Raw genomic sequence first — 18,556 nt, 5'->3', positions numbered from 1 at the left:
ATCATTATAAAACCTCAGGAGGTGAATTCATAATGAATAAAACAGATTTAATCAATGCAGTTGCAGAACAAGCAGACTTAACTAAAAAAGAAGCTGGTTCAGCAGTTGACGCTGTATTCGAATCAATCCAAAAATCACTTGCTAAAGGTGAAAAAGTACAATTAATCGGTTTCGGTAACTTCGAAGTACGTGAACGTGCTGCTCGTAAAGGTCGTAACCCTCAAACAGGTAAAGAAATTGACATTCCTGCAAGTAAAGTACCAGCATTCAAAGCTGGTAAAGCATTAAAAGATGCTGTTAAATAATTTTACTTACAAAAAGCCCCACAGGGGCTTTTTTTATTTTTAGAACACCTTTATTTATTAATAAATAGGTGTTCTTATGCATTAGTCAAAGACTAATGCGTTCATTTTACAACTGTGTTGTTATTAGTTGGTTTTATGCATTAGTCAAAGACTAATGTATTCCTAATATTATTTAATAGTAGGTATTCTTTTTTACATACTTAATTTTCTTTTTAAATAAAATAAATTGACTAAATAGGGGTAGAGTAATGAAGCTAACAAAGGAATTAGTTTTTTATTCTACTCCCAATTTTTTTACATATATAACATTAAGAGTAATATTTACATCAACACTTTTAAACAAATGGAGTTTTACATAAAAGAACAACTCCTATAGATTTTAATTTCATACATATAATGTTAATATTATTATGATAATATCGTGAGGTGTGAACATGGAAACGACAATAAGCAAACTAAATAAACAAATAGAACAAAGGCTTAAAGGTATAAACGATTACGAATCAATTCATATTAATTCTTCTTTAGGAAATTTACTTGATTCATATTCTATTCCTGAAAAAGCTAAGCTTGCTTGCCTCACTATTGACACTTCAATGAGTCATCTAGATGATATTGCTAAGAATAACTTATCTAAAAATGGAATTTTAATTGGAGATTTGCTAAGTGCTCATTATTATACGTTATTAGCAGAAATTAATGATCTTTCTTATCAATTATCAATGAGTGAAGCTATTGTAAAAGTAAATGAATTAAAATCTTCACTTCATCAGCAAACATTGTCAGAATATGAGATAAGTGAAGCTATCATTGATATTGAAGTACTTTTCCCTTATATTACGCTTGCTCATTTTGGAAAGAAAGTTGATAAGTACGCTTTATTCTATGAATTAACTAACAATGATGATGGCTATTATCCTTCATATTTAAATCAATATGATGAACAAGCAATCGACCAATATTTCAATACAATTAATCAAAGCTATATAAAAAGAAGAGGTAATTAACATGGGTGAAAATCAAGCAAAAAAAGAACAAGTACATACAGTATTCCAAAATATTTCTCAAAAATATGATCGATTAAATAATATTATTAGCTTTGAACAACACAAAGTTTGGAGAAAACACGTGATGAAACACATGCGTGTTAAAGAAGGTAGTCAAGCATTAGATGTTTGTTGTGGCACTGCTGATTGGACAATCGCATTAAGTAAAGCAGTCGGCAACAAGGGACATGTGACTGGATTAGATTTTAGCGAGAACATGCTAGAAGTTGGAAAAGAAAAAACATCTTCATTAAACAATGTGAAACTTGTTCATGGTGATGCTATGAACTTACCATTTGATGATAATACATTTGATTATGTGACAGTTGGATTTGGACTTAGAAATGTACCAGATTATCTTGTTGCATTACAAGAAATGCACCGTGTACTAAAACCAGGTGGTATGGTAGTATGCCTTGAAACAAGTCAACCTACTTTACCATTATTCAAACAAGTTTATAGCTTATACTTCAAGTTTGTAATGCCTATATTCGGTAAAATGTTCGCTAAGTCTAAAGAAGAGTATGAATGGTTACAGCAATCAACATTTAATTTTCCTGATAAGCAAACGTTAAAACGTTTATTCTTTGAAGCAGGATTTAATGATATAACAGTACGTAGCTTCACAGGTGGCGTTGCTGCAATGCACCTTGGCTATAAAGAAAAAGATTCTACCAAAGGTGATTAACGTGGCAAAGTTAAACATTAATAATGAAATAAAAAAAGTTGAAGAACGTTTGGAACGTGCGATTCAAAGTACGGATCAAACTCTAGAAGAGGCTTCTTTCCACTTATTATCTTCAGGTGGTAAAAGAGTACGTCCTGTTTTTGTAATTTTAAGCAGTCAGTTTGGCACAAGTGAAGGTACTTCAGAAGATACCTATCGTGTGGCTGTAGCACTAGAACTCATTCATATGGCTACTCTCGTCCATGATGATGTTATTGATAAGAGTGACAAGCGTCGAGGACGTCCTACAATTTCTAAAAAATGGGATCAAACCACTGCTATATTAACAGGAAACTTCCTACTTGCATTAGGTCTTCAACATCTATCTGAGATTAAAGATGCTCGCGTTCACTCTATTATTTCTAACTCTATTGTAGACGTATGTAGGGGAGAGTTATTTCAATTTCAAGATCAATTTAATAGCGAACAAAATATTACAAATTATTTGCGTCGTATTAATCGTAAAACTGCTTTACTGATTCAATTAGCTACTGAAGTAGGTGCAATTACTTCTGGTGCTTCTAAAGAAACTATACGCAAATTGAAACTTATTGGTCATTATATTGGAATGAGTTTCCAAATCATTGATGATGTTTTGGATTTCACAAGCTCAGAAAAGAAATTGGGCAAACCTGTAGGTAGCGATTTGATGAACGGTCATATTACTTTGCCAGTACTTTTAGAAATGAGAAAGAATAAGGATTTCAAACAAAAAATCACTAACTTAAATGCTCAAAGTCCTCAATCTGATTTCGATACATGTATTCAAACTATTCGAAAATCCGATAACATTGAAGAATCTAAAGCAATAAGTGAGAAGTATTTAAATAAAGCAATTGCTTTAATTGAGGAATTAGAAGAGGGACCTAATAAAAATTTATTTAAAAAACTCATTAAAAAAATGGGCAGTAGAAATAAGTAAGTTCTGTGAAAAGTATTGAAAGCGCTTCACTATCCTGTTACTATGAAATGGTGGCAGGATAAAAGCTTATCTTGTTCGATAGGAAATAAACCTATACATATTTCGGTAAATGAATGAAACACAACTTACGGGGGGACACGCAAAGTGGAACGTACATTTTTAATGATCAAACCAGATGCAGTACAAAGAAATTTAATTGGAGAAATTATTTCAAGAATTGAAAACAAAGGGTTAAAACTTGTTGGTGGTAAATTGATGCAAGTACCTACTGAATTAGCTGAGAAGCATTACAGCGAACATGAAGGTAAACCTTTCTATGAAAAATTAATTTCATTTATAACTTCAGCTCCTGTTTTTGCGATGGTTGTAGAAGGTGAAGATGCTGTCGCAGTATCTCGTCACATTATCGGTAGTACTAATCCTTCTGAAGCCGCACCTGGTACGATTAGAGGCGATCTTGGTTTAACAGTTGGAAGAAACATTATTCATGGTTCTGACTCTGTAGAATCAGCGCAACGTGAAATTAGTTTATGGTTTAATAGCAATGAAATTGCTGATTATACATCACCAAGAGAAGACTGGTTATACGAATAAAAAATATAAATAAATGAATTTCATTTTATCCACTAAGAACCGATTTAGCGAAAGTTAAATCGGTTCTCTTTATTTTCACCAATGAAGTTACATGACGCTAAAGTTCAAGACTTATGTTGTGTGTATGAATATGATAATATATTAAACATATTACAATTTAATGCATTAAAGAAGAGAAAGGAGTGTGCGCTCATGAGATACCTCACTTCAGGTGAATCACATGGTCCACAACTTACAGTCATCATTGAAGGTGTACCAGCTAATTTAGAAATTAAAGCTGAAGATATTAATAAGGAAATGTTTAAACGTCAAGGCGGATATGGTCGAGGACGTCGTATGCAAATCGAGAAGGATGCAATTGAAATTGTTTCTGGAGTAAGAAATGGTTATACGCTTGGGAGTCCAATTACTTTAGTCGTGACTAACGATGACTTTACGCATTGGAGAAAAATTATGGGCGTAGCACCAATAAGCGATGAAGAAAGAGAAAACATGAAGCGTACCATTACAAAACCTAGACCTGGACATGCTGATTTGGTTGGAGGAATGAAATATAATCATCGTGATTTAAGAAATGTATTAGAGCGTTCATCTGCTAGAGAAACCGCAGCACGCGTCGCTGTAGGAGCTGTCTCTAAAATACTCTTAGAACAACTAGATATTCATATGTACAGTCGTGTGATTGAAATAGGTGGCGTTAAAGATGAAGGCCTTTATGATACTGAAACTTTCAAAGCCAATATTGACAAAAACGATGTACGTGTAATTAATGAAGATATCGCACAACAAATGCGTGATAAAATTGATGAAGCAAAAAAAGAAGGCGACTCAATTGGTGGTGTAGTTCAAGTTATGGCAGAGAATATGCCTGTTGGCGTAGGGAGTTATGTTCACTACGATCGTAAATTAGATGGTCGCATCGCGCAAGGCGTGGTAAGTATTAATGCTTTTAAAGGTGTTAGTTTTGGCGAAGGATTTAAAGCCGCTGAAAAACCAGGTAGTGAGATTCAAGATGAAATTCATTACGATAGCGATAGTGGTTATTATAGAGCTACGAATCACCTTGGAGGATTTGAGGGTGGTATGAGTAATGGGATGCCAATCATTGTAAATGGAGTAATGAAACCTATTCCAACACTCTATAAACCTTTAAACTCAGTAGATATCAATACTAAAGAGGACTTCAAAGCGACGATTGAACGTTCTGATAGTTGCGCGGTTCCTGCTGCAAGTGTGGTATGTGAACATGTTGTAGCTTTTGAATTGGCAAAAGCATTACTGGAAGAGTTCCAATCTAATCACATCGATCAATTAAAATCACAAATCGAAGAACGTCGTCAGTTAAACATTGAATTTTAAATACACCATCCTTAAGAGGTGATAAGATGAAACTTGAAACAACTTATGAAAATAACAACTATCCAATTATTGTGGAGCACGATGCAATTGAATACTTGGATTCTTTTACCAAAGATTATGACAAAGTATTCTTCATTATTGACGCTAATGTGTATCACCAATTTTCAAAGAAAATAGATACCTTAACTAAAAAGCATCATGCGCAGAAAATTATCATTCCTGCTGGCGAACAAACTAAAACATTTGCCCAATACAATCAAACAATGGAGTCATTGTTAAGTCATCAATTAACACGACAAACATGTATTATCGCTTTAGGTGGAGGGGCAACAGGTGATTTCGCCGGTTTCATTGCTGCAACTCTATTAAGAGGTGTAGGATTTATCCAAGTTCCTACTACGATTCTCGCACATGATTCAAGTGTTGGCGGAAAAGTAGGTATTAATTCAAAGCATGGTAAAAATCTTATCGGTGCCTTTTATCGACCTAAAGCTGTCATCTATGATTTAAATTTCTTAGAAACGCTACCTTATACTGAAGTTTTGAGTGGTTATGCTGAGGTCTATAAACATGCATTATTGAATGGTAAGGAAGCTACGCAAAATATAGAGGCGCATTTTAGTTCTGATAAACAGTTAAAATCTTTAAATCAACTAGACTACTACTTATTTAAAGGCATAGAAACGAAATTGCACATCGTTGTTGAAGACGAAAAAGAAAAAGGTATGAGAAAATTTCTTAACTTAGGTCACACTTTTGGTCATGCTGTGGAATATGAACATAAAATACCACATGGTCATGCAGTAATGATAGGCATACTCTATCAATTTATTGTAGCTAATCAAATGTTGCATACCGAATATGATATTCAACATTTCATTAATTATCTCCAATGTTTAAATTATCCTTTAGAGATTATCCCTAAGCTTAATTTTGAAGACACATATCAATTTATGTTACTTGATAAGAAAAATAACAGTGAAGGTATTCAAATGGTCTTACTTCAAGATTGGGGTAGTCCTATTGTACTTCATGTTGATAAAACGAGACACCTTAAAGCATTTAATCAATTACAGTCATATTTTAGGTAGGTGATAAACATGACTAATAGTGAAGTTATCGACATCAATGGCCCTTTAAAGGGTGAAATAGAAGTTCCGGGAGACAAGTCCATGACACACCGAGCAATCATGCTTGCATCTCTAGCGACAGGTCAAACTACAATTTATAAGCCTTTACTTGGAGAAGATTGTCGCCGTACTATGGAAATATTTGAGTTATTAGGTGTTAAAATAACTGAACATGAAGAGACAATCATTATTGACTCACCTGGTTATCAACAATTTAAGACACCACACCAAGTGTTATATACGGGGAATTCTGGAACAACAATACGTTTATTAGCGGGACTACTTAGTGGTTTAGGAATTGAAAGTGTACTATCTGGTGATGTTTCTATTGGTAAAAGACCTATGGATCGTGTCCTAAAGCCATTGTTACAAATGAATGCTCATATTTCAGGTATTGAAGGAAATTATACCCCTTTAATTATTAAGCCATCTATTATTAAAGGTATAGAATATCAAATGGAGGTTGCTAGTGCTCAAGTAAAAAGTGCAATTTTATTTGCGAGTATCTTTTCAGAGGAAGCAACAACCGTCACTGAAATTGATGTGAGTAGAAATCATACAGAGACAATGTTTGAACATTTTAATATTCCAATAGAGATTGAGGGTAAGACGATTCGAACTTCACCTCATGCAATTCAACACATCAAAGCACAGGATTTCCATGTGCCTGGAGATATTTCGTCAGCAGCGTTCTTTATTGTAGCCGCGCTAATTACACCTGGAAGCGATATTACAATTCATAATGTTGGCATTAACCCGACACGTTCAGGTATCATAGACATCGTTGAACTTATGGGGGGTAATATTGAATTAAACAACGTGACTCACGACGCTGAACCTACAGCTTCTATTCGAGTTAAATACACCCCAACTTTAAAGCCAATTACTATTGAAGGTGATATAGTACCTAAAGCGATTGACGAACTTCCTGTAGTCGCATTATTATGCACTCAAGCTTCAGGTACTTGTATTATCAAAGATGCAGAAGAATTAAAGGTAAAAGAAACGAATCGAATAGATACAACTGCTGATATGCTCAATATGCTAGGATTCAGCCTACAACCAACAAACGATGGATTGATTATACATCCTTCTGAATTTAAAGCGAATGCAACAGTAGATAGTCAAACGGATCATCGTATAGGTATGATGTTAGCTGTAGCTTCGTTACTAAGTTCTGAACCTTTAACAATAGAGCAATTTGACGCAGTTAATGTATCTTTCCCAGGTTTCTTACCAAAATTAAAGCTTTTAGAAAATGAGGGAAAATAAATTATGGAAGATATCTATAAATTAATAGACGATATCAATCTACAAAAATTAGAGAATTTAGACTCTCGTGTAAACGAAGCATTAAGTTCAAATAACGATGACGCGTTATTTATCTTAGGTGAAACATTATATAATTTCGGTTTAACACCTCAAGGTTTAGAAGTGTTTAGAACGTTATATCATAAATATCCTGATGAAAGTGAATTACTTATTTACTTTATTGAAGGATTAATGTCTGAGAATCAAACTGATGAAGCATTAGAATATTTAGCTGAAGTTGAAACATCAACTGAAAAGTTAATGCTAGAAGCTGATTTATATCAACAAATTAATATGTTGGAAGTTGCCATTGATAAGCTTCAAGAAGCGTTAGAAATTGAACCTAACGACCCAATTATTCATTTCGCTTTAGCTGAATTACTATACTTTGATGGACAATATTTACGCGCTACAACTGAGTATGAAACAGTATTAGAGACGGGCGAATATCAAGTGAATGGCGTTAATTTATTTTCAAGAATGGCCGACTGTAGTTTACAAAGTGGTAACTATACAGATTCTATTGGATTATTTGATGAAATTAGTGAAGATGAAATGAACTCTGAGGATTATTTTAAGAAGGCTATTGCTTATGAAAAGAACGATTTAACGCAAGAAGCGATAAAAATCATGAAAACATTATTGTCTAAAGATCCTGACTTTATTCAAGGTTATTTCTACTTACAATCATTATATGAAAATGAAAAGAACTACCCAGATGCGATTGAAACAGGTAAAGAAGGGCTTAGACTAAGTCAGTTCTACAAAGAGCTTATGGTGTCTACAGGTAGCTTAGAAATAGAGCATGGCGATGCGAATGAAGGTGTTGAATTATTAAAACAAGCACTTGAAGTCGACAATGCCTATCATGAACCATTGCTAATATTAAGTGATTTATACCGAAATGAAGAAGATTATGAAGCAATTATTCAACTTCTTACCTTTGTAGATGAGGAAGACTTAGACCCTGTGTTTATGTGGCATTTAGCATATGCTTATGGTCATGAAGAACGCGATAAAGAAGCTCAACATTTCTTTGAATTAGCATACCCGACTTTAAATACACAGTCTGAATTTTTAAGCGATTATTATTTCTATCTATTAGAAATTGGACATAAAGACAAAGCAAAATCAATTTTAGATAAATTATTAGAAATTGACCCTAGTAATGAAACTTGGCATGATGAAGCTATGAGAATCCAATCTTAAGTGGGTGAATACTAATGAATGAATCGCTCATACGAATGAAACAAAGCTTTTTAGAGTATTTACTATTTCAATACCGTTTCAAATCACGCATTACCGTTTGGGTACTTAATTACTTAAAAGCAAATCATGACAAACTGAACCTTGTTCATTTCGTAAGCGAAAAAATTAAACAACATCATACTTTAGAAATTGCAGAAGTAAACGCACATGCTTCTGCAATTCAATTTACTAAAGACGATCAAACATACATTAACACGAACGAAATCTTTGAATATATCGCTAATAATACAATTCGTCTAGATATTCAAATACATTTTGCGGATAATCATAAGAATGAACCTCGCTACGACGATTTAATCTTGGCACAGTTGATCCATTCACCAAGTTATTCCGCATACGTTCAAGATTTATATGCGATTTCAATGAATCAAAGAAAGCAATCTTCTTTGATTGAAAATTTACAAGAAAATATTGATTTGAGTTTACAAATGAATGAACCAGAGAGATTTTATCAACTTACACAAATTTTAAATGCATTGAAAATGAAAGACGTTGATGCTATACACGAGGAAGAACAATGAGTGACTATAAATGGATATGGGAAATGACACTTTATAGGAAATGGGTGCTTATTTTCTTAATTATATGTAATGTGGCAGGAACGATTTACGGCTATGATTGGTATAGTGGACAACTATATATTACTCCACGTTATTTTAAACCATTTGTACCTGATAGCCCCACAGCATCACTTTTTCTAAGCTTATCTATCATGCTCATGTTGTTTAACAAACGTTCCGCAATTTTAAATGCTCTAGCCTTTGTAACTTTAATTAAGTATGGCGTGTGGGCAGTTATCATGAATATTCTTATGTTTGTTGAGCAGGGTGAAGTGACAATTAACGGTATTATGTTAATTGTATCCCACGGTATTATGGCCGTTGAAGCTATCTATTTTTATCCACGCTTTAAAGTAACAATGACTGGGTTCTTAGTCGCTTTAATATGGGTATTGATTAATGACATAATCGATTATGGTTTCGGTCAATTTCCTTATTATGACTTTATTGCTTCACATACATTTCAAATCGGAGTATTATCAGTATGTCTGAGTATAAGCGCCTTAATTTTATACTTAGTTTTACAACGTTTTATGAAAGTTAAAACATTTGATTAAACATTATTTTGTCAGTAAAATAATACTAGAGGAGAGTGAGTTTAATGTCTTTAATATCTATGATTATATATTTCGTAATATTAATGGTCATCCCAATGTGGGCTCAACATAAAGTTAAATCTAATTATGAAAAGTATTCACAAGTGAGATCCACTAGTGGTAAAACAGGTAGAGAAGTTGCTGAAGAAATACTACATGCAAATGGTATTTACGATGTTGATGTCGTTAAAGGTGACGGATTCTTAACAGACCACTATGACCCTAGTAAAAAAGTTGTTTGTTTATCTCCTGCAAACTACGATAGACCTTCAGTTGCTGGTACAGCAATTGCAGCCCATGAAGTTGGGCACGCAATTCAACACCAACAAGGTTATGCACCATTAAGATTTAGAAGTGCACTTGTACCACTTGCTAATATCGGTAGTTCTTTAAGTTACATGGTTATCATGTTAGGTATCGTGTTAACTGCTTTCGGAAGTGCATTTGGTTCAACTGCATTATGGATTGGTGCTGGATTAATGTCACTTGCAGTATTATTCTCAATCGTGACATTACCTGTTGAGTTTAATGCTAGTTCAAGAGCAATGAAGCAAATCACTGCTTTAAATATCGTAAATGAGAAAGAATACAAACACGCTAAGAAAGTGTTATCTGCAGCAGCAATGACTTATGTTGCTTCAACAGCAGTAGCATTAGCTGAACTTGCACGTATCATTTTACTTGCAAGATCAAGCGAATAATTTAATAAATACTTTTTATAAACCTGGTTAAGATTACATGTAGATGTAATACTTACCAGGTTTTTTATTTTCAACATAAAATTGCAGTTTCTATTATTGCACTTGAAATGCATCAACTAACAAATTGTAATATACTATATGAGAAACGCATTAAAGGAGAATACCATAAAATGAAATCGATGGAACAAATGCAAAAAGAAGTTGACGAATATATTGGTCAATTCAAAGCAGGCTACTTCTCACCACTAGCAAATCTCGCTAGAATGACTGAAGAAGTAGGAGAGTTAGCAAGAGAAATTAATCATCATTATGGTGAAAAGAAGAAAAAAGATTCTGAAGCTGACAATACCATCAAAGCTGAATTAGGGGATAACTTATTTGTATTATTATGTATCGCTAATTCACTAGATATAGATATGACTGAAAGTTTTAATGAAACGATGGAGAAATTTAATACACGAGATAAAGATCGTTTCGAAAGAAAATAATATATAGAAAGGATGGGCACAGATGAAAATCGGTATTACTTGTTACCCGTCCATGGGCGGCTCTGGAATCATTGCAACAGAGCTTGGTATAAAGATGGCTGAACGTGGACACGACGTTCATTTTATTACCTCGAATATTCCTTTTAGAATACGTAAACCTTTACCGAATATTACTTTCCATCAAGTTGAAGTGAATCAATATGCAGTATTTCAATATCCGCCATATGATATCACATTAAGTACTAAAATATCTGACGTCATTAAAGAATACGATTTAGACGTTTTACATATGCATTACGCCGTACCACACGCGGTTTGTGGCATTTTAGCAAAGCAAATGTCTGGCAAAGATGTAAAGATCATGACTACACTTCACGGCACAGATATTACAGTGCTTGGTTATGATCATTCGCTTAAGAATGCTATTAAATTCGGTATCGAACAAAGTGACATTGTTACCAGTGTGAGTCATTCTCTCGCACAACAAACATATGAAATTATTGATACAAATAAAGAAATTGTACCTATTTATAATTTTGTTCGTGAAAATGAATTCCCAACACGACATAATGAAGAATTAAAGGATTGTTACGGCATATTACCTGAAGAGAAGGTACTCATTCATGTATCAAACTTCCGAAGAGTAAAACGTATTGATACAATCATTGAAACATTCGCCAAAGTACATGAACGAATTCCTAGTAAACTAATATTACTTGGAGACGGTCCAGAATTACTAGATATGCGCCAAAAAGCTCGCGAACTCAATGTAGAAGAGCATGTACTATTTTTAGGTAAACAAAATGATGTAAGTGCATTTTATCAACTATCAGATCTCGTGCTACTTTTAAGTGAAAAAGAAAGTTTTGGTTTAACTTTATTAGAGGCAATGAAGACGGGTGTATTACCAATTGGTACAAATGCTGGAGGTATCAAAGAGGTAATTAAGCATGAAGAGACGGGCTTTATAGTAAATATTGGTGACAGTGAACAAGCAGCGCAATATGCGATTCAGCTCTTAGAAAATCCCAATTTATATAAACAAATGCAATCAAAAATGCTTGAAGATATTCGTGATCGCTTTGCTTCAGAATTGATTACTGATCAGTATGAACATTATTATAAAAAAATGTTAGAACAAGGTGAAAATTAAGATGAGTAACGAGTTATTTGAACGTGCCAAACCAATATTAGATTATATTCAGCATCATGGATTTGAAGCATACTTCGTTGGGGGTTCAGTGCGTGATTATCTCATGGGACGAGACATCCATGATATTGATATTACTACCAGTGCAACGCCTAATGAAATTGAAGATATTTTTGAGAAGACCATTCCAATAGGTAAGGAACATGGTACTATCAATGTCGTTTATCATCATGAAAATTATGAAGTAACAACATTTCGTGCTGAAGAAGATTATGTGGATCATCGTAGACCGAGTGAAGTGCACTTCGTACGTGATTTATACCAAGACGTACAACGTCGAGATTTCACTGTAAATGCCATTGCAATGGATTCTAATTATAAAACATATGATTATTTTGAGGGTGAACGCGATTTAAAAGAACGGCTGATTCGTACAGTAGGTGAACCTCGTGAACGATTTGAAGAGGATGCGTTACGTATCATTCGAGGACTACGTTTTCAAGCTCAACTCGATTTTAAGATTGTAGACAATACATTTGATGCGATGCGCAAGCAGATTGCTGATATTCAATACCTATCTATAGAACGCATTGTTGTTGAACTAAAGAAACTCATTAAGGGTATCAATGTTGCTCAAAGTTTTAATCTAATGAAGGAGATAGATGCCTTTAAGCACATTCCATTCTTTAATTCATTTAATATGCAACGCGTTCATATCGATGAACCATTAGAATTTGAAATGTGGATCGCTATCATGCTAGCTCAGCAACCGATTACTGATACACTTAAATTACTAAAGATAAGCAATAACGAAAAATCTAATATTCACACCTTAGCGAATTTAATTAAAACATTACCACAGGTACAATCTAAGCAGGATTTAATTATTGTGATTTATGATAATAACATTAAAAATATTAAAAATGTATTAGCTACTAAGGAAACAATCAAGAAAAACAATCTTAACACACCTAATCCTTTAATCTTAAATGAACGTTCTATTGAAGAAGTTTACAACCAGCTACCTATCCATCATCGAAAGGAAATGGCTATCAATGGTGGTGATATTATCCAACACCTTAATACGAAATCAGGACCGTGGTTAAAAGATGTGTTAAGACAAATAGAAGTGGCAATTATCACACAACAAATTAAGAATACTAAAGTTGAAATACTAGAATGGGTGGATGCGAATGTCAAAGTATAGTCAAGACGTAGTAAGAATGTTATATGAGAATCAACCAAATTACATCTCAGGGCAATTTATAGCTGATCAACTTAATATATCACGAGCAGGCGTTAAAAAAATTATCGATCAATTAAAAAACGATGGTTGTGACATCGAATCCGTCAATCATAAAGGTCATCAGCTCAATGCACTCCCCGATCAATGGTACAGTGGCATTGTTCAACCCATCGTAAAAGATTTTGATTCAATTGATCAGATAGAAGTTTATAACTCAGTTGATTCAACACAAACTAAAGCTAAAAAAGCATTAGTAGGCAACAAATCATCATTTTTAATTTTAAGTGATGAACAAACAGAAGGACGAGGACGCTTTAATCGTAATTGGAGTTCATCTAAGGGTAAAGGTCTGTGGATGTCTCTAGTATTAAGACCAAATGTTCCATTTGCAATGATTCCTAAATTTAATTTATTTATCGCATTGGGAATTAGGGATGCCATTCAACAATTCTCTAATGATCGTGTAGCAATTAAATGGCCTAATGATATTTACATTGGGAAAAAGAAAATTTGTGGTTTTTTAACTGAAATGGTAGCTAATTATGATGCTATAGAAGCAATTATATGTGGTATAGGTATTAATATGAATCATGTTGAGGACGACTTTAATGATGAAATACGTCACATTGCAACAAGTATGAGGTTGCATGCTGATGATAAAATAAATCGTTATGATTTTCTAAAAATACTACTCTATGAGATTAATAAACGTTATAAACAATTCTTAGAGCAACCATTTGAGAAGATTCGAGAAGAATATATTGCAGCAACAAATATGTGGAATCGTCAATTAAGATTTACCGAGAATGGTCACCAATTTATAGGTGAGGCATTTGATATCGACCAAGATGGTTTCTTACTTGTGAAAGATGACGAAGGGAATTTACATCGACTAATGAGTGCAGATATAGATTTATAAACACTGAAGACAAGGAGAGAGGGCGTTATGGGAATTGCAACCTATGCAGTTGTTGATTTAGAAACAACTGGTAATCAACTAGATTATGATGAAATTATTCAAATAGGCATTACTTTCGTACGCAATCATAAAATTATTGATACTTATCATTCAATGATTCGCACTGATTTAGAAATTCCTCCATTTATTCAAGCTTTGACATCTATTGAAGAGGACATGCTCGCTCAAGCACCTTATTTCAATGAAGTTGCTGAGGATATTTACGACCAAATTAAAGATTGCATTTTCGTGGCACATAATATTTCTTTTGATCTTAATTTCATTAAAAATGCTTTCAATAACTGTGACATTCAATTCAAACCTAAGAAAGTGATGGATACACTTGAATTGTTTAAAATCGCGTTCCCAACAGATAAAAGTTACCAGTTAAGCGAGCTCGCTCAAGCACATGATATACCCTTAGACAAAGCACATCGTGCCGATGAAGATGCTACAACGACTGCAAAGTTAATGATTAAGGCCTTCAAAAAGTTTGAAAGTTTACCTTTAGATACGCAAAAGCAACTTTATTATTTAAGTAAAAATCTTAAATATGATTTATACAATATCCTTTTCGAAATGGTAAGAACAAATCAATCGAAACCATTGGATGACCAATTTGGTCAATTCGAACAAATCATATATCGTAAACAAGTAGATTTAAAAGGTCCACAAACAAAGTTTGAAGGTTCTCTTAAAACACTTTATAAAAAAGCTACGAAAGCTCTAAATATGACTTATCGTCCTCAACAACTTTATCTTTCAGAAATTATTCTTGATCAACTGATGCATAGTGATAAAGCAATGATTGAAGCGCCTCTAGGAAGTGGTAAGTCCCTTGCATATTTACTTGCAGCACTCATGTACAATATTGAGACTGGGCGACACGTGATGATATCTACAAATACTAAAATACTGCAGAGTCAGTTACTTGAAAAAGATATTCCTGCATTAAACGAGGCATTAAAATTTAAAATCAACGCATCTCTGATCAAAAGTAAAAATGATTACATTTCACTTGGTTTGATTAGTCAAATCTTAAAAGATGATACTAATAACTATGAAGTTAGCATTCTAAAAATGCAATTATTAATTTGGATTACAGAAACAACTACAGGTGATATCCAAGAATTAAACTTAAAAGGCGGACAGAAAATGTATTTCGATCAAAAGATTGAAACTTACGTTCCTGTACGTCATGACATCCATTACTACAATTTTATAAAACGTAACGCTCAAAATATTCAAATCGGTATTACGAATCACGCACATTTAATTCATTCGGATGCAGAAAATTCAATATATCAATTATTCGACGATTGTATCATTGATGAAGCACACCGATTACCAGATTATGCCCTAAATCAAGTTACTAATGAATTGAACTATTCTGATATTAAATATCAATTAGGCTTAATCGGTAGAAACGAAAATGAAAAACTACTTAAAGCTATAGACAAATTAGAACAGCAACGTATTCTTGAGAAATTAGATATAGCACCTATTGATGTATTCGGACTTAAATCAAACATCAATGACATCCACGACTTGAATGAGCGTTTATTTACAACGATTTATGAAATTATTCAGTCATCTGAAGTCTATGACGATGAAGTTCATAAGTATCATTATGTTTACCAATTTGAGACTGATAATATATTAAAAGATTTACACGCTCTCATTGATAAACTAAATAAAACGTTGGAAATTTTTAATGGCATTAGCCATAAAACAATTAAATCGATTCGCAAACAGTTACTTTATCTCAACGATAGATTTAAACAAATAGAGCAAAGTTTAAAAGATAATCATACAAGTTATATTTCAATCAAAAATCTAACTCAAAAGTCTACAATTCGTTTGCTTGTTAAAGACTTTGCAGTAAAAGATATTTTAACAACTCAAGTTCTTGATAAATTTAATTCGCTCACTTTTATTTCCGGTACGTTAACTTTCAATCATTCATTTGATAACTTTAAGAATTGGTTTAACGATCATACCGAATTTAATACATTTGAAGTATCAACATCGATGAAAGCCTCTAAAAATACGAGCGTTTTTATTCCTACTGATGTAGCTTCTTATAATTATAAGAATATTGAAGACTACGTGGCATCAATTGTGGATTATCTTGTCGAATATGTCACTATGACTCAATCAAAATGTCTCGTCTTATTTACAAGTTACAAGATGATGCATATGGTTCAAGATATGTTAAACGAATTACCACCATTTGAAGACTACGTGATACTCACTCAACAACAGAATCAAAATTATAAAATTGTTCAACAATTTAATAACTTTGAAAAATCTATCTTGTTAGGTACATCAACATTCTTTGAAGGCTTCGACTTTCAAGCTGATGGTATTAAGTGTGTCATGATAGCTAAGCTACCATTTATGAATAAACACAATACGAAATATTGGCTTATGGACACTGAATTTACGTCAACGTTCAAAGATTACGTCCTTCCAGACGCTGTCACTCGCTTTAGACAAGGATTAGGTCGTTTGATACGTAATGAGGATGATAAAGGGCTTATAGTGTCATTCGATGATCGTTTAATCAATAGTAATTTTAAGAATTTCTTTGCTCAAACCTTGGAAAATTATCGCCAGAAAAAAGGGGATATTCAACAATTCAATAAATTACTAGGGCACATTCAGAAATCAATTAAAAAAGGAAAATAGAGTTTAATTTGACGTAGCGAAGTCATTTTCAAGAAAGCAATCACAGAAGTCAACATGTAGAAGTTAATAGAAGATTTTGTTAAAATAAATAAGTATTAAAAAGAATAGAAAAATAGGAGTTTGGTTATGAAGACTACGATTAAACAGGCGAAACAACATCTAAACCAAGAAGTAACGATTGGTGCTTGGTTAACAAATAAACGTTCTAGTGGTAAAATCGCGTTCTTACAATTACGTGATGGTACTGGATTTATGCAAGGGGTTGTAGTGAAATCAGAAGTTGATGAAGAGACCTTCCAATTAGCTAAAGAGATTACTCAAGAATCTTCATTATATGTAACAGGAACAATTACTGAAGATAATCGTTCTGATTTAGGCTATGAAATGCAAGTAAAATCAATTGAAGTCATTCATGAAGCGCATGATTACCCAATCACACCTAAGAATCACGGTACTGAATTCTTAATGGATCACCGTCATTTATGGTTACGTTCTAAGAAACAACATGCCGTGATGAAAATTAGAAATGAAATTATTCGTGCAACATATGAATTCTTTAACGACAATGGCTTTACTAAAATTGATCCACCAATTTTAACTGCAAGTGCACCTGAAGGTACAAGTGAGTTATTCCATACTGAATACTTCGACCAAGATGCATTCTTATCTCAAAGTGGCCAGTTATATATGGAAGCTGCAGCGATGGCACATGGTCGCGTATTTTCTTTCGGTCCAACGTTCCGTGCTGAAAAATCTAAAACACGCCGCCATTTAATTGAATTTTGGATGATTGAACCAGAAATGGCATTTACGAATCATGCTGAGAGTTTAGAGGTACAAGAACAATATGTCACTCATGTTGTACAATCAGTACTTAAAAATTGTGAATTAGAACTTAAAGCACTTGACCGTGATACGACTAAGTTAGAAAAAGTAGCAACACCATTCCCAAGAATTTCATATGATGATGCGATTGAATTCTTAAAAGAACAAGGCTTTGATGATATTGAGTGGGGCGAAGATTTCGGAGCACCTCATGAAACTGCAATCGCTAATCATTATGATTTACCAGTGTTTATAACTAATTACCCAACTCAAATTAAGCCGTTCTATATGCAACCTAACCCTGACAATGAAGATACAGTATTATGTGCTGATTTAATTGCACCAGAAGGCTATGGCGAAATTATTGGCGGTTCAGAGCGTATTAATGATTTAGATTTATTAGAACAACGTATTAAAGAACATGAATTAGATGAAGAAAGTTATAGTTATTATTTAGATCTTCGTCGTTATGGCAGTGTACCACATAGTGGTTTTGGTCTTGGTTTAGAGAGAACAGTTGCGTGGATTTCAGGAGTGGAACACGTACGTGAAACTTCACCATTCCCACGTTTATTAAATCGTTTATACCCATAATAGAGGCGAAGTAAGAACTTCATTTTCAAATGATGCCAAAACGTCCAGTCAATTGATACGGCTGGGCGTTCATTTTAAATAGGA

The 18,556-nt window shown here is 33.5% G+C and carries 18 protein-coding genes; all 18 read left to right on the top strand.

The annotated features are described in order from the left end of the window. The first annotated feature begins 32 nt into the window (after positions 1–32). The 18 genes from AC3WQX_RS04590 (at position 33) to asnS (ending at position 18,472) form a co-directional block, all read left to right on the top strand. Positions 33–305 carry an HU family DNA-binding protein gene (locus AC3WQX_RS04590; RefSeq protein WP_002433931.1) on the top strand — a complete coding sequence of 91 codons (273 nt, stop codon included), beginning with the start codon at positions 33–35 and terminating at the stop codon, positions 303–305. 434 nt (positions 306–739) lie between these two features. Continuing rightward, positions 740–1,312 carry a hypothetical protein gene (locus AC3WQX_RS04585; protein WP_023350240.1) on the top strand — a complete coding sequence of 191 codons (573 nt, stop codon included), beginning with the start codon at positions 740–742 and terminating at the stop codon, positions 1,310–1,312. Position 1,313: 1 nt separating this feature from the next. Beyond that, entirely contained in the window at positions 1,314–2,039 is a 726-nt protein-coding gene (locus AC3WQX_RS04580; RefSeq protein ID WP_002433785.1) for a demethylmenaquinone methyltransferase, read from the top strand. Position 2,040: 1 nt separating this feature from the next. Then, the gene (locus AC3WQX_RS04575; protein ID WP_023350241.1) at positions 2,041–3,000 is read left to right on the top strand and encodes a polyprenyl synthetase family protein; all 960 of its coding nucleotides are present in this window, start codon (positions 2,041–2,043) and stop codon (positions 2,998–3,000) included. A 144-nt stretch (positions 3,001–3,144) separates the two neighbouring features. Next, entirely contained in the window at positions 3,145–3,594 is a 450-nt protein-coding gene (gene ndk, locus AC3WQX_RS04570; protein WP_023350242.1) for a nucleoside-diphosphate kinase, read from the top strand. A 192-nt stretch (positions 3,595–3,786) separates the two neighbouring features. Next, on the top strand, positions 3,787–4,953 hold the full coding sequence (aroC, locus tag AC3WQX_RS04565) for a chorismate synthase (RefSeq protein WP_492739858.1): 1,167 nt from the start codon (positions 3,787–3,789) through the stop codon (positions 4,951–4,953). A gap of 26 nt (positions 4,954–4,979) precedes the next feature. Continuing rightward, positions 4,980–6,044 carry a 3-dehydroquinate synthase gene (gene aroB, locus AC3WQX_RS04560; protein WP_023350244.1) on the top strand — a complete coding sequence of 355 codons (1,065 nt, stop codon included), beginning with the start codon at positions 4,980–4,982 and terminating at the stop codon, positions 6,042–6,044. Positions 6,045–6,053: 9 nt separating this feature from the next. Beyond that, the gene (aroA, locus tag AC3WQX_RS04555) at positions 6,054–7,355 is read left to right on the top strand and encodes a 3-phosphoshikimate 1-carboxyvinyltransferase (protein ID WP_492739856.1); all 1,302 of its coding nucleotides are present in this window, start codon (positions 6,054–6,056) and stop codon (positions 7,353–7,355) included. 3 nt (positions 7,356–7,358) lie between these two features. Then, positions 7,359–8,603 carry a tetratricopeptide repeat protein gene (locus AC3WQX_RS04550; RefSeq protein WP_002433612.1) on the top strand — a complete coding sequence of 415 codons (1,245 nt, stop codon included), beginning with the start codon at positions 7,359–7,361 and terminating at the stop codon, positions 8,601–8,603. A gap of 14 nt (positions 8,604–8,617) precedes the next feature. Then, entirely contained in the window at positions 8,618–9,184 is a 567-nt protein-coding gene (locus AC3WQX_RS04545; protein ID WP_030059045.1) for a YpiB family protein, read from the top strand. Further along, complete coding sequence (locus tag AC3WQX_RS04540; protein WP_049307528.1) at positions 9,181–9,780, top strand: DUF1405 domain-containing protein; 600 nt, start codon at positions 9,181–9,183, stop codon at positions 9,778–9,780. The genes AC3WQX_RS04545 and AC3WQX_RS04540 overlap by 4 nt, the downstream gene beginning before the upstream one ends. Positions 9,781–9,824: 44 nt before the next feature. After that, positions 9,825–10,520 carry a zinc metallopeptidase gene (locus AC3WQX_RS04535; RefSeq protein ID WP_002433625.1) on the top strand — a complete coding sequence of 232 codons (696 nt, stop codon included), beginning with the start codon at positions 9,825–9,827 and terminating at the stop codon, positions 10,518–10,520. A 170-nt stretch (positions 10,521–10,690) separates the two neighbouring features. Beyond that, the gene (locus AC3WQX_RS04530; protein WP_002453277.1) at positions 10,691–11,008 is read left to right on the top strand and encodes a nucleotide pyrophosphohydrolase; all 318 of its coding nucleotides are present in this window, start codon (positions 10,691–10,693) and stop codon (positions 11,006–11,008) included. A 22-nt stretch (positions 11,009–11,030) separates the two neighbouring features. Further along, a complete protein-coding gene (bshA, locus tag AC3WQX_RS04525; protein WP_023350248.1) occupies positions 11,031–12,161 on the top strand; it encodes an N-acetyl-alpha-D-glucosaminyl L-malate synthase BshA in 1,131 nt (376 codons plus the stop codon). Position 12,162: 1 nt separating this feature from the next. Further along, entirely contained in the window at positions 12,163–13,365 is a 1,203-nt protein-coding gene (locus tag AC3WQX_RS04520) for a CCA tRNA nucleotidyltransferase (protein ID WP_023350249.1), read from the top strand. Continuing rightward, on the top strand, positions 13,352–14,323 hold the full coding sequence (locus AC3WQX_RS04515; RefSeq protein WP_023350250.1) for a biotin--[acetyl-CoA-carboxylase] ligase: 972 nt from the start codon (positions 13,352–13,354) through the stop codon (positions 14,321–14,323). The genes AC3WQX_RS04520 and AC3WQX_RS04515 overlap by 14 nt, the downstream gene beginning before the upstream one ends. A 27-nt stretch (positions 14,324–14,350) precedes the next feature. After that, positions 14,351–17,053 carry a helicase C-terminal domain-containing protein gene (locus AC3WQX_RS04510; protein WP_023350251.1) on the top strand — a complete coding sequence of 901 codons (2,703 nt, stop codon included), beginning with the start codon at positions 14,351–14,353 and terminating at the stop codon, positions 17,051–17,053. A gap of 126 nt (positions 17,054–17,179) precedes the next feature. Beyond that, positions 17,180–18,472 (top strand): asparagine--tRNA ligase, encoded by a 1,293-nt coding sequence (gene asnS / locus AC3WQX_RS04505; RefSeq protein WP_023350252.1) that lies wholly within the window; start codon positions 17,180–17,182, stop codon positions 18,470–18,472. Positions 18,473–18,556 lie beyond the last annotated feature (84 nt).

Source organism: Staphylococcus sp. FW104-15G4D (genome assembly GCF_058790135.1).
The sequence above is the reverse complement of the archived record's forward strand: the minus strand, read 5'-3'. Positions and strand labels throughout refer to the sequence as shown.

Coding starts and splice junctions, on each gene's coding strand:
- AC3WQX_RS04550 (WP_002433612.1), top strand. CDS start 7,359: ATGGAAGATATCTATAAATTAATAGACGATATCAATCTACAAAAATTA.
- aroB (WP_023350244.1), top strand. CDS start 4,980: ATGAAACTTGAAACAACTTATGAAAATAACAACTATCCAATTATTGTG.
- AC3WQX_RS04585 (WP_023350240.1), top strand. CDS start 740: ATGGAAACGACAATAAGCAAACTAAATAAACAAATAGAACAAAGGCTT.
- AC3WQX_RS04520 (WP_023350249.1), top strand. CDS start 12,163: ATGAGTAACGAGTTATTTGAACGTGCCAAACCAATATTAGATTATATT.
- aroA (WP_492739856.1), top strand. CDS start 6,054: ATGACTAATAGTGAAGTTATCGACATCAATGGCCCTTTAAAGGGTGAA.
- asnS (WP_023350252.1), top strand. CDS start 17,180: ATGAAGACTACGATTAAACAGGCGAAACAACATCTAAACCAAGAAGTA.
- AC3WQX_RS04535 (WP_002433625.1), top strand. CDS start 9,825: ATGTCTTTAATATCTATGATTATATATTTCGTAATATTAATGGTCATC.
- AC3WQX_RS04545 (WP_030059045.1), top strand. CDS start 8,618: ATGAATGAATCGCTCATACGAATGAAACAAAGCTTTTTAGAGTATTTA.
- AC3WQX_RS04530 (WP_002453277.1), top strand. CDS start 10,691: ATGAAATCGATGGAACAAATGCAAAAAGAAGTTGACGAATATATTGGT.
- AC3WQX_RS04580 (WP_002433785.1), top strand. CDS start 1,314: ATGGGTGAAAATCAAGCAAAAAAAGAACAAGTACATACAGTATTCCAA.
- AC3WQX_RS04515 (WP_023350250.1), top strand. CDS start 13,352: ATGTCAAAGTATAGTCAAGACGTAGTAAGAATGTTATATGAGAATCAA.
- AC3WQX_RS04590 (WP_002433931.1), top strand. CDS start 33: ATGAATAAAACAGATTTAATCAATGCAGTTGCAGAACAAGCAGACTTA.
- AC3WQX_RS04540 (WP_049307528.1), top strand. CDS start 9,181: ATGAGTGACTATAAATGGATATGGGAAATGACACTTTATAGGAAATGG.
- aroC (WP_492739858.1), top strand. CDS start 3,787: ATGAGATACCTCACTTCAGGTGAATCACATGGTCCACAACTTACAGTC.
- AC3WQX_RS04510 (WP_023350251.1), top strand. CDS start 14,351: ATGGGAATTGCAACCTATGCAGTTGTTGATTTAGAAACAACTGGTAAT.
- bshA (WP_023350248.1), top strand. CDS start 11,031: ATGAAAATCGGTATTACTTGTTACCCGTCCATGGGCGGCTCTGGAATC.